We start from the raw sequence: 10,387 nt of genomic DNA, 5'->3' as shown, positions 1-10,387 counted from the left end.
ATTATTATACTAGGAGGAATGAACATGAAAAAATATATGAATACGGCGCTGCTTTACGCCGTTCTTGCAATGATTGGAGGCGCGTTCTATCGAGAGTTTACCAAGTTCAACGGCTTTACCGCCAAAACCACTCTGGGGGTGGTACATACCCATTACTTCCTGTTGGGCATGGTGTTTTTCCTGCTCCTTCTCCTGTTGGAAAAGAACTTTTCTTTTACCGAGGCTAAGACCGGACGGATACTGGCTGTTTATCATATCGGTCTGAATCTGACTGCTGCGATGTTTGTGGTGCGGGGTGTGATTCAAGTGCTGGGAACTGCGCTTCCCAACAGTCTGAATGCGGCGATTTCCGGTATTGCCGGGATTGGACATATCCTGCTGGGAATCAGTCTGCTGCTGCTGTTGGTGCAGATCAGGCGCAGTGTATCAATTTTATCGCTGCGCTGAATGCGATACGTGCTCTTTTTGTGAAGAAGCTGTAAAAGAAAAAACGGCTGAGTGTATCTTTCAGGGATATGGAGGAGTTTTATGGGGCATATCATTGCAGTATCAGGAAAAGGCGGTGTAGGAAAAACAATGTTGTGTGGTTTATTGATCCAGTATCTTTGCGAGACGGGGAGATTATAGAAAAACTGGGTATTTGAGAAAAGGAGAGGATTTCCGCAGGAGTAAAAAGGTTTGACGATGCGGCGGTACAGAAAACAGATATGTTTTGATTTTATAGGAGGCAGGTGATAGGAATGATCGCATTTGCAGATTGCCAGGATGTCCGGAAAATGGCGGTAATCAAAGAAATTGACTGCCCGGAGCGCGGGGCAGGGGAAGGCATTGAAGTATTTGAAAGAGATAATCGAACCATAGGACACAGCGTATGCAGCCGATGCGGATTTACAATTCCGGAAGATGTTGCGCTGGAATCGTATCTGGAAGAACTGAAGTAGAAAAAGACAGAGATAAACAAAGACAACGGCAGATAATCAGGATATGGATCCAAAGGAGATTGGCCGGCATGTGGAAATTCTTCAGGATGAAAATATCATACTTTTTTCAGAGGCTATCTTCTGTTTTTTTCTCCCCAGTCACACATGCTGTCTAAAATCGGGATCAGCGATTTTCCCCGTTCTGTCAGGCTGTACTCTACCTTGGGCGGAATCTGGGGATATTCCTCCCGATGCACAAGTCCGTCTGCCTCCAGTTCCTTTAGCGTGGTACTCAGCGTTTTGTAGGAAATGGTTTTGATATATTTCTTTAATTCATTAAAGCGCACAACTTTAAATCCCATCAGGGCATACAGGATAAACATCTTGTATTTTCCCTGTATCAGGGACATAGTGTAGCTGAACCCGGTTTCTTCCAAATTGGCATCTCTGATACATTCTATGCTCATTTTACACTCTCCTGAAAGTAAGTATATTATCTTAATGTTAGTATCGCACTTAAATGTGCGTACTTGTTCTGCTTTCTATTCTTGTTATAATTGTAATATCAGAAACGGATAAAGTCAATCCGGTTAATATGAAAGGAGTTATAATTATGTCAAAGAATTTTGGAGTCAAACCATACTTGTTTCCTATGCCGACTTATATGATCGGTACTTACAATGAAGATAATACGGTCGACGTGATGATGATGGCGTGGGGAGGAATCTGCGCTGAAGATATGGTCGCGCTGAATCTGGAAGCAGAACATAAAACGGTAGCCAATCTGGAAAGCAGAAAAGCATTCACTCTCTCTGTTCCCGGAACAGATACGCTTCGGGAATCTGACTTTTTCGGAATTGCCAGCTCCAACAAGATGGCGGATAAATTCGAGCGTACAGGACTTCACGCTGTCAAAAGTGAGAGAGTGGACGCCCCTGTCATTACTGAATATCCGCTCACATTAGAGTGTGAGGTCGTGGAGATGCAGTCCCAGCCCTATGGCCTGCGTGTACTCGGAAAGATTGTCAATGTGATTGCAGACGAAAAAGTTTTGGACGAGGCCGGAAAAATCGACGCGGGAAAACTTCACGCTTTTGCCTTTGATCAGATGCAGAATGGATATTATGCCATCGGGGAGAAAGTCGGTCAGGCATGGCGCAGCGGTGCTGATCTGATGAAGAAATAAGTGCGGTATTCTGATGATAAAAAGAGCGGCTGGAAGGCTGATCTGCGGTCCGGTGGAAACTGGTCTGCGGCCTGTCCAGCCGTTGTAAAGTGCTTACGTTTTATCTGTACTTGCCATAGATGCATAAATTATATATAGTTTCGTTTTTAAAAACTGCGTTTTTCATCTCACCTTCATACACGAAACCGTTTTTCTCCAAAACTCTTTTAGAAGCGTTGTTTGCAGAAAATACCAGAGATGTTATTCTGACAATATCCAGTTTTTCAAAAGCTTCTTTGCATGCCAGTCTTACAGCTTCCGTAGCAATTCCTCTTGAACAGTATTCTCTTCTGATATAATAGCCGATTTCAGCATCTTTTGAATATACATCCTGCTTTTTTTCAATTGATATATTACCGACATATTCGCCATTATAAATGATGGCCCTGAAAATTCCGTCCGCTCCGTCGTGTTTTTCTGCTATATTCAACCAGTAATCAGCATCCTTTACCGTATAGGGATCCGGTATCATATTGCTTAAATAACTTCTGTCAATGTGATTACAGATTTCTGACAGTTTGTCACATTTTTCCCTGTTCCATGGTTCTAATTTGATTTTGCTCATATTTAACATGCCTGTATAATGTTTCATGGAGGATGGAACATTATATTTCCTTTCTTTCATTTTAACATCTGTTGTTTCGGTTCTTTGATATAATCTTTGCATTTCTGATCCCTGACTGAAAACTCCGTGTTTAATAGCATAATAATATCATAAAGCACCTGAATTTTCCAACATTTACAATAATTTTCGAAATTTTCAGACTTAAAAAGAAACTAATTCTGAATGGTCTGTAAGTGTTCCGGATTCAGATTTTCTGAAAGCCGGAACACTGTTTCCGGAGTAAGAGAGAAAGATATCTTCAGTTTACAGATTAAAAAAATAGAAGAGATAAAAAAATATTATGTTGCAGAGTTTCAGTCTGCCCGTCATCGATGGTATTACCCTTATGCAGTGACGCAGGACTGATATGGGAATGGCATTGGAAATATAAATGTGATAAAATGAGAAAATAAAAATCAGAAGTTCCGGAGGTAATCAGCGATGAAACGAATTAACTACTCGATGCAGTTTTAAAAGCTGACAGCAGGCTGTATCGAGGCTGATATTTTGTTTATGTTGTCAGAAACTGCATCTGTCAGGAATTTTAATGATTCGAATGAAAGGAAGGCAGTTTTATGAATAAACAATATCTGAGAAACATTTGGAAACAGGAAGAAGAAGCTGCGCATATCCATGGCTGGGATTTTTCGCATATTCATGGCAGATATGAGGAAGAAAATGACTTGCCGTGGGATTATGAGGAGATTGTGAGGCAGTATCTGTGCAGAAATTTGAATATCATGGATTATGATACCGGTGGCGGCGAGTTTCTGCTGTCTTTACATCATCCATATGGCAGAACGGCCGCAACGGAAGGGTATCCGCCGAATGTTGAACTGTGCCGTAAAAAGTTGCTGCCATTGGGAATTAATTTCAGGGAATGTGATGATCCGTCAAATATTCCGTTTGAAAATGAATCTTTTGATTTAATTATCAACAGGCATGGAGATTTTGATGAGAGAGAACTGTTTCGTATCTTACGTCAGAATGGATTGTTCATTACGGAACAGGTAGGCGGAGATAATGATAGGGATCTGGTTGAAATGGTGTTGCCGGAAACTGATAAACCCTTTCCGCACCTGAATTTAACAGAACAGCGTAAACATTTTGAAACTGCCGGATTTGAAATTGTTCGGGCGGAAGAAGCATATCGCCCGATAAAATTCTATGATGTAGGGGCGTTTGTATGGTTTGCCCATATAATAGAATGGGAGTTTCCCGGTTTTTCTGTAGATCAGTGTTTTGAACAACTGTTAAAAATGCAGGATACGATAGAAAAAGAAGGCAGGATTGAGGGAACAATTCATCGATATCTGATTGTTGCCAAAAAATAAATGTTTCTGAAGATTTTGTGCTGCAAATAGATGAAACAGTGAGACATTATATATCAGTTGATGTGGAGGTTTGAATATGTATTGCATTCTGGTGACCGGTATTCCTGCAGCAGGAAAGAGTACGATGGCAGTACGGTTGGCTGAACATTTCGGGCTGCCTGTTATTTCAAAAGACAGGATTAAAGAATTGCTGTATGATGATCTGGGGTTTAAGTCCAGGGATGAGAAAGTCAAACTGGGGATTGCCAGTATGAATATTATGTATTATACGGCGGCACAGTTGATGAAAAACAATCAGCCGTTCATACTGGAAAATAATTTTGAAAAAATATCAAAAGAACCTCTGATGGAGATTCTTGAAAGATATGCATATACAGCAATTACTGTGACATTGACAGGAAACTATTCTCAAATATATAAACGTTTTGCAGAGAGAAATAACAGTCCGGACAGACACCGGGGTCATATTGTAAATGACGTCTATCCCGAAAAAAATCCGAACAGAACTGTCAAATCTGTTTCGTATGAGGAGTTTGTGAATGGCATTACTGAAAGGGGGATGGACAGCTTTACTGCGAATGGACCGCGCATTGTTGTGGATACAACAGATTTTAGTAAAGTACAGATAGAAACACTGATAAATCAGATAACAGATTACAGAGAAAAAATATTAAATGGCTGACACTCATATTTATTGGTATATAGTTGAGAAAACACTTAACCGATCAACGGAGGTGACTGTAATGACGGAAATCAGAGTAATGTCGATAGCAGATTACGATAAAGTATATGATCTGTGGATGCACACACCCGGTATGGGCCTGAATTCAAAAGACGACAGCAGAGAAGGAGTTGACAAGTATTTAAAACGGAATCCGACAACGAGTTTTGTGGCAGAATGTGACGGTGCGATAATCGGAGTCATTATGGCCGGGCATGACGGAAGAAGAGGATATATCCATCATACCGCAGTACTGGAAGATCACAGGAAACAGGGAATCGGAAAAAAGCTTGTTGAATGTGCAATGAATGCTCTGGACAGAGAAGGGATAAATAAAGTAGCGCTGGTAGCGTTCGAGAGAAATCATGTGGGTAACGGTTTCTGGGAGAGGATTGGATTTTCTGAAAGAGACGATCTTGTATACAGAAATAAAAATATTCATACTCTGGACAGGATTGATACATAATATATCGTTCAGAAGAGATAAAATTGTTTGGAAGGAGCGGGAAGAAATATGAACAGAAGAATTCGCGATTTCGGATATGTAATCGGAAAATATAAGACAGGTGAAAAAAATAAAATTACGGATGTACCGGGAGTACAGGTGGGGCACTGGACAGTAGATGAGGGGATGCAGCATACAGGTGTGACTGTGGTGCTGCCCGGAAAGGACAATGCGTATCTGGAAAAATATACTGCTGCAGTCTATGTACATAACGGATTCGGAAAGACATGTGGGCTCATGCAGGTGGAAGAGCTGGGAACGCTGGAAACCCCTGTCGTATTGACGAATACACTGAATGTGGGAAAAATGGCAGATGCACTGGTGTCGTATATGATTGATGAAACGCGAAAAGAGGGAGAAGAAATTTTTTCCATCAATCCGGTTGTGGGTGAATGCAATGATTCGAGAATCAACAGGATTCAGAACAGAATTGCAGGTGAAAATGAACTGCGGACGGCAATTTCGGAGGCTGGTCCAGATTTTGAAGAAGGCAATGTGGGGGCAGGGACAGGAACCGTCTGCTATGGACTGAAGGGAGGCATCGGATCTTCCTCCAGAATTGTCAGAATAGGAGAAAGTTCCTACACAATCGGCGTACTTGTACAGACAAACTTTGGAGCGACAGAGGATCTGAAAGTGAGCGGAGAGCCGGTCGGACTCAGAATCAAGGAATGTCTGCGGCAGGAGGACGGATATAACACGGAAGACCGCGGTTCCATCATGACAGTTGTTGCAACGGATCTTCCGGTTACAGAGCGCCAGCTGTACAGAATCATACGCAGGTGCGGTGTCGGAATTGCGAGAACCGGTTCGTATACCGGGCACGGAAGCGGCGAAGTAATGATCGGATTTACGACAGCAAACCGGGTAAAAGCGGGAAATGGGAATGTGGTTGATTCCTGTCTCAGACTTCGGGAAGATATGCTGAATCCCGTATTTGATGCTGTAGCCGAGAGTACGGAGGAAGCAATTCTGAATTCGATGACGGCCGCTCAGGCAAGGCAGGGGCTGGATGGAAGATGGTACCGGAGCCTGTCAGAATTTCTGAAGATACGGGACAGGCAGGAGAGTGCCGGGCAGCGCTGATTTACTGCCCGATCACGAGTTTTCCGGATTCAGTGATTTCACAGCCTCCCTTAGTGCGGTGTACGATCAGAAATCCGTTTTCTGCCAGCTGGCTCAGCACATTTCTGAGTGATGCATCAGAAACAAAGATATCTGACTCAGAAAGCCCAAGGCGTATGGTATTCCGTCCGGCTTTCGGATGAGAGGACAGATACCGGAGAACTGCGGTCTGCAGATCAGTAAGAGCCGGCGTCTGCATTCTGTACTGTTTGCGGAGATAGAAAGGCAGATCGGAAAGCACCAGCTGGTGCCCTGAAAATTTTGTGTAGAAACAGCAGGACAGATTGTAGAGTTCCCGCAGATTTCCCGGATATCTGTAGTGTTTCATAAAATCCAGAAGACTGGCGGAAAGTATATTTTCAGCAGATATGTCCGAATCCTGAAATAACTGTCTCAGAAAATGATCAAGGAGCAGAGGAATATCATTTCTGATTTCCTGAAGGGACACTGTATGAATTTCAGAAGCGGACAGAAAGCAGAACAGATCTCTCAGAAAAGTTCCGTTTTCAACTTTTTCATACAGATTTTCATCAGCGATGCTGATAATACGCACGTCATAGCGATAGGATTCAGGTGCGGAAAAGAAATTCCCGTAGGTATTCATGAGAATATTTGTGAGCAGGTCCTGCACCTCTGGAGGAAAACGGTCTGCCTGAGACAGTACAAGTGTTCCGTGGTTGGTTTCTTCCAGTATCTTTCGAAGGGCGGATTCCGTCAGATCGCTGCCGGGGGAATGAAGAACAGTAAAGGGATAGGAGTATCTTTTGGAACAGCTGTGGATCATTCTGGCAAGAGTAAGGCGCATGGTACCGCTCTGTCCGAAAATCAGTACAGGAAAATCGTATAAGGCCAGATGTTTTGCCTGGTTGGTCAGAAGTTTGATTTCCGGCGATGTGAAGAGAGAAAAAAAGTAATGGGTAAGCTGTGCCGGTTCTTCGGGTTTCCTGTTTTCATCTGTTTCCATGCGAATGGATACGGAGTTCTGTTCCGGAAAAAAAGCGAGAAACATGGGGGAATCCACGGGAGACATCAGATTCAGTATGTTCATGCGAACGGTATTTCTGCCATTGGCAAGAGGAATATCCCATTCTCCGTTCCGGTTCAGAGCGATATCAGAGCAGCACTTCGGAAGACAGTCGGAAAAAGGCTGTCCCTGAAAGTTGTTTGACGGGAGATCCAGTATCTGGGCAAAACGCATGTTCATAAAGGAGATGCGGCCGTCACATCCGTATAGGCAGATTCCCGTGGGGAGTGAGGAAAGAACAGAACGCATCAGATGGCGTGTCTGAAGGAAATTTGTATAATAGGTATCGGTTGTCTTGATCGTACGAAGAATCTGATTGATATAGCTGCGGGTTACGCGGTTGACTGCAAGCCGGGGAATATGAAAATATTCACATAGCTCCAGAATTGTTGAGATATCCACGATTCGGTTTCCGATATCCAGAACATTTTGAATTCGTTTCGGAACCAGCTGCGGTTCGCCTGCCGTCACTGCAAAAGTAATGTCTGACTCCGTGTCCTCGCATCCCGGGTAAAAAGGGACAAATTCATACTGCGTGAGTCCGCATTCTTTCAGCTGACTGATAATGGCGAGTGTGGAATCTTTTTCGTCATTTACCAGATAAACCCGTTCGTGCGGAGGCAGCTGAATAATTTTGCTGAGATAGGTATGGTTAAATGTCCGTGTGCAGACAATCTGAAGAATGCTCTCATCCAGGTGGAAAGGAAACCGGTCTTTTTCATTCTGAGTTATAAAGAGGAGACACTGATAATCCTTGAACTGTGACGGATCTGTTATCTTATCAGAGACAAGTGTATTGAACACCAGATATTGCCCCAGAAGAGAATGAAGGTATGTCTGATGCTCAGAGACAATTTTCTGTTTACTGGAGATAATAAGAATATTTCCGCAAGTTTTATCGGGCCGCATGAGAATTCCTCCTTTCAAAAATTTAGGATAATTATAACATAAACCGTAAAAATAATCATCCTAAAAACGAAAAAAACAAAATTTTACGAAAAAATGAGTTAAAATTTTATTGACAACTGCAGGGTGACACTTTATACTGCTAAATAAGCAGAGAGGCTATTTAATAAAAAGTACCGCTCTGCCTTTTTGATTTAAAAACTGGTTGTGAAACAGGAGGAGTAAGTATGAAAAAACGACATGTTATGCGAACACTTTTAGCAGTTGTTTCCGCATTGGCTCTGACGGCTTGCGGAAGCGGTGGCGCAGCGGGAGGATCTTCTGCCTCTTCATCGGCTTCTGCATCTTCCACGTCTTCTTCATCGGCGTCAGATACCGCGACGATTACGATTGCCGACGGAGCTTCGGTATCGCAGCAGCAGGATGTAACGGCTATGGTCTCTGTCGATTTTACGACAATGGATCCAATGGATACATCTGATACACTGTCCGGAGGCATTCAGCGTATGATGATGGACGGATTGTTCGGATTTGATGAAAACATGCAGATTATTCCGATGCTGGCAACAGATTATGAAGCAAATGATCAGGCAACGGAATATACCATTCATCTGCGCCAGGGAATCAGCTTTACTGACGGAACACCGTGGAATGCAGATGCTCTGCTTGTAAATATTGATAAATGGGCTGACAAGGATCTGGGACTGAAGAGAACCACATTCCTGTGCAACACTCTGGATCATGCAGAAAAAATTGATGATTATACAGTAAAAATTTATCTGACAGAGCCTTTCGGAGCATTTATCAGTAATCTGGCTCATCCGGCTACATTGATTATGAGTCCTGCACAGATTCAGGCCGGAGTGGATGCATGTGCACAGAATCCGGTTGGTACAGGTCAGTACAAGTTTGTAGAGTGGGTGGCAGGAGATCACCTGACTCTGGAACTGAATCCTGACTGGTGGGGATATGATGCGGATATCTGCGGAGGAACCGCACTTGCCGCTTCGGACGCAGGTTTCAAAACAATTACCTTCAAGCCTGTTGCCGAGAGTGCAACCCGTGTAGCGGCAATGCAGTCCGGTGATGCGCAGATTACATGGTCAGTACCTACAGAGAGCGTTGATACACTGAAAGCGGACTCTAACGTGTCAGTCGGCGAGGGAGACAGTATCACAGTTTATTATTTCTTCATGAACAATCAGAAGAAACCGTTCAATGATGTAAGAGTCCGTCAGGCGATTGCTTATGCGATTAACAAAGAAGCATATGTTCAGGTTGTTTCGAATGGTTATGGATCCGTTGCGACTTCCATGATCGGAGAAGAAGTGCAGCATTACAAAGCAAACGATCCGTATCCGTATGATCCGGAAAAGGCAAAAGAGCTTCTGGCTGAGGCAGGTTATCCGGACGGATTTACTACCAGCCTGATTTACTCCAATACAACCGGAAATCAGAAAGCAGCGGAATTCTACAAGCAGCAGCTGGCAGAGGTAGGAATTACACTTGAGCTGGAAGGTATGGAGAGTGCGCTTGTAAATGAAAAGGTTCAGGGAGCGGATGTTCCCGGAAGCGAAGCAGAAGTTGAATGCTATATGAGCGGATGGTCAACATCTACCGGTGATGCCGACTGGGGTCTGCGTCCGATGCTTGCAATCGAGTCCGAACCGCCGATGAGCTACAACATCAGCTATTATGAGAACGAAGAAGTTGATCAGCTTCTCAAGGACGGACTTTCCACGGCAGATGAGGAGAAGCGTGCTGATATCTATGCGCAGATACAGGATATTGTATGGGAAGAGGTTCCGCTTGTCTGCATAGCAAACAGTGCAAATCTCTGGGCGACAAGCAGCAACATTACAGGTGTATATCTGCTGGGTGACGGAAGCGTCTGCATGAGAAATGCAAGAATGGCCGGAGAATGATAAGACATACTGAGGCGCAAGCCGAATAGGACAGTATCACAGTTTTTACAGAAAAGAATCAGCGTCCTGAAAAAGGGCGCTGGTTTCTTGTGAGAGAT

General features: G+C 43.6%; 11 protein-coding genes and 1 pseudogene. 9 read left to right on the top strand and 3 right to left on the bottom strand.

Annotation, left to right across the window (positions count from 1 at the left end; all coding sequences use genetic code 11):
- Positions 1 to 24 precede the first annotated feature (24 nt).
- The 3 genes and pseudogenes from DS742_RS26015 (at position 25) to DS742_RS26005 (ending at position 941) form a co-directional block, all read left to right on the top strand.
- A complete protein-coding gene (locus DS742_RS26015; RefSeq protein ID WP_205692812.1) occupies positions 25 to 447 on the top strand; it encodes a DUF2871 domain-containing protein in 423 nt (140 codons plus the stop codon).
- A gap of 81 nt (positions 448 to 528) precedes the next feature.
- A pseudogene (locus tag DS742_RS30090) lies at positions 529 to 621 on the top strand (carbon monoxide dehydrogenase); the annotation flags it as partial.
- A 119-nt stretch (positions 622 to 740) separates the two neighbouring features.
- Positions 741 to 941 (top strand): hypothetical protein, encoded by a 201-nt coding sequence (locus tag DS742_RS26005; protein WP_117419825.1) that lies wholly within the window; start codon positions 741 to 743, stop codon positions 939 to 941.
- A 113-nt stretch (positions 942 to 1,054) separates the two neighbouring features.
- Here the strand turns inward: DS742_RS26005 and DS742_RS26000 are convergent, their stop codons facing one another.
- The gene (locus DS742_RS26000) at positions 1,055 to 1,387 is read right to left on the bottom strand and encodes a winged helix-turn-helix transcriptional regulator (protein WP_117419824.1); all 333 of its coding nucleotides are present in this window, start codon (positions 1,385 to 1,387) and stop codon (positions 1,055 to 1,057) included.
- Positions 1,388 to 1,533: 146 nt separating this feature from the next.
- On the opposite strand from DS742_RS26000, the gene DS742_RS25995 reads away from it, so the two are divergent.
- Positions 1,534 to 2,106, top strand: a complete 573-nt coding sequence (locus tag DS742_RS25995) for a flavin reductase family protein (RefSeq protein WP_117419823.1) — start codon at positions 1,534 to 1,536, stop codon at positions 2,104 to 2,106.
- Between the two features lie 100 nt (positions 2,107 to 2,206).
- Here the strand turns inward: DS742_RS25995 and DS742_RS25990 are convergent, their stop codons facing one another.
- On the bottom strand, positions 2,207 to 2,770 hold the full coding sequence (locus DS742_RS25990; RefSeq protein WP_242996831.1) for a GNAT family N-acetyltransferase: 564 nt from the start codon (positions 2,768 to 2,770) through the stop codon (positions 2,207 to 2,209).
- A 554-nt stretch (positions 2,771 to 3,324) separates the two neighbouring features.
- On the opposite strand from DS742_RS25990, the gene DS742_RS25980 reads away from it, so the two are divergent.
- The 4 genes from DS742_RS25980 to DS742_RS25965 all read left to right on the top strand — a co-directional run bounded on the left by DS742_RS25980 (position 3,325) and on the right by DS742_RS25965 (position 6,395).
- A complete protein-coding gene (locus tag DS742_RS25980) occupies positions 3,325 to 4,083 on the top strand; it encodes a class I SAM-dependent methyltransferase (protein ID WP_117419821.1) in 759 nt (252 codons plus the stop codon).
- Between the two features lie 76 nt (positions 4,084 to 4,159).
- Complete coding sequence (locus DS742_RS25975; protein WP_117419820.1) at positions 4,160 to 4,765, top strand: P-loop nucleotide/nucleoside kinase family protein; 606 nt, start codon at positions 4,160 to 4,162, stop codon at positions 4,763 to 4,765.
- Between the two features lie 61 nt (positions 4,766 to 4,826).
- A complete protein-coding gene (locus DS742_RS25970; protein WP_205692811.1) occupies positions 4,827 to 5,270 on the top strand; it encodes a GNAT family N-acetyltransferase in 444 nt (147 codons plus the stop codon).
- A 48-nt stretch (positions 5,271 to 5,318) separates the two neighbouring features.
- Positions 5,319 to 6,395 (top strand): P1 family peptidase, encoded by a 1,077-nt coding sequence (locus DS742_RS25965; protein WP_117419830.1) that lies wholly within the window; start codon positions 5,319 to 5,321, stop codon positions 6,393 to 6,395.
- A gap of 1 nt (position 6,396) precedes the next feature.
- On the opposite strand, the gene DS742_RS25960 is transcribed toward DS742_RS25965, so the two are convergent.
- On the bottom strand, positions 6,397 to 8,367 hold the full coding sequence (locus DS742_RS25960) for a sigma 54-interacting transcriptional regulator (protein ID WP_117419819.1): 1,971 nt from the start codon (positions 8,365 to 8,367) through the stop codon (positions 6,397 to 6,399).
- Positions 8,368 to 8,591: 224 nt separating this feature from the next.
- Here DS742_RS25960 and DS742_RS25955 point away from each other — a divergent pair, with 224 nt between their 5' ends.
- Positions 8,592 to 10,289 carry a glutathione ABC transporter substrate-binding protein gene (locus tag DS742_RS25955; RefSeq protein WP_117419818.1) on the top strand — a complete coding sequence of 566 codons (1,698 nt, stop codon included), beginning with the start codon at positions 8,592 to 8,594 and terminating at the stop codon, positions 10,287 to 10,289.
- Positions 10,290 to 10,387: the final 98 nt, after the last annotated feature.

The organism is Lacrimispora amygdalina, from assembly GCF_003432035.1.
In the GTDB taxonomy this organism is placed as follows: Bacteria; Bacillota; Clostridia; order Lachnospirales; family Lachnospiraceae; genus Lacrimispora; species Lacrimispora amygdalina.
This window is presented reverse-complemented; position numbering and strand designations above follow the sequence as displayed.

Bases quoted from the DNA above. Each gene is read 5' to 3' on its own strand.
- DS742_RS26015 (WP_205692812.1), top strand. From the start codon at position 25: ATGAAAAAATATATGAATACGGCGCTGCTTTACGCCGTTCTTGCAATG.
- DS742_RS26005 (WP_117419825.1), top strand. From the start codon at position 741: ATGATCGCATTTGCAGATTGCCAGGATGTCCGGAAAATGGCGGTAATC.
- DS742_RS26000 (WP_117419824.1), bottom strand. From the start codon at position 1,387: ATGAGCATAGAATGTATCAGAGATGCCAATTTGGAAGAAACCGGGTTC.
- DS742_RS25995 (WP_117419823.1), top strand. From the start codon at position 1,534: ATGTCAAAGAATTTTGGAGTCAAACCATACTTGTTTCCTATGCCGACT.
- DS742_RS25990 (WP_242996831.1), bottom strand. From the start codon at position 2,770: ATGAAAGAAAGGAAATATAATGTTCCATCCTCCATGAAACATTATACA.
- DS742_RS25980 (WP_117419821.1), top strand. From the start codon at position 3,325: ATGAATAAACAATATCTGAGAAACATTTGGAAACAGGAAGAAGAAGCT.
- DS742_RS25975 (WP_117419820.1), top strand. From the start codon at position 4,160: ATGTATTGCATTCTGGTGACCGGTATTCCTGCAGCAGGAAAGAGTACG.
- DS742_RS25970 (WP_205692811.1), top strand. From the start codon at position 4,827: ATGACGGAAATCAGAGTAATGTCGATAGCAGATTACGATAAAGTATAT.
- DS742_RS25965 (WP_117419830.1), top strand. From the start codon at position 5,319: ATGAACAGAAGAATTCGCGATTTCGGATATGTAATCGGAAAATATAAG.
- DS742_RS25960 (WP_117419819.1), bottom strand. From the start codon at position 8,367: ATGCGGCCCGATAAAACTTGCGGAAATATTCTTATTATCTCCAGTAAA.
- DS742_RS25955 (WP_117419818.1), top strand. From the start codon at position 8,592: ATGAAAAAACGACATGTTATGCGAACACTTTTAGCAGTTGTTTCCGCA.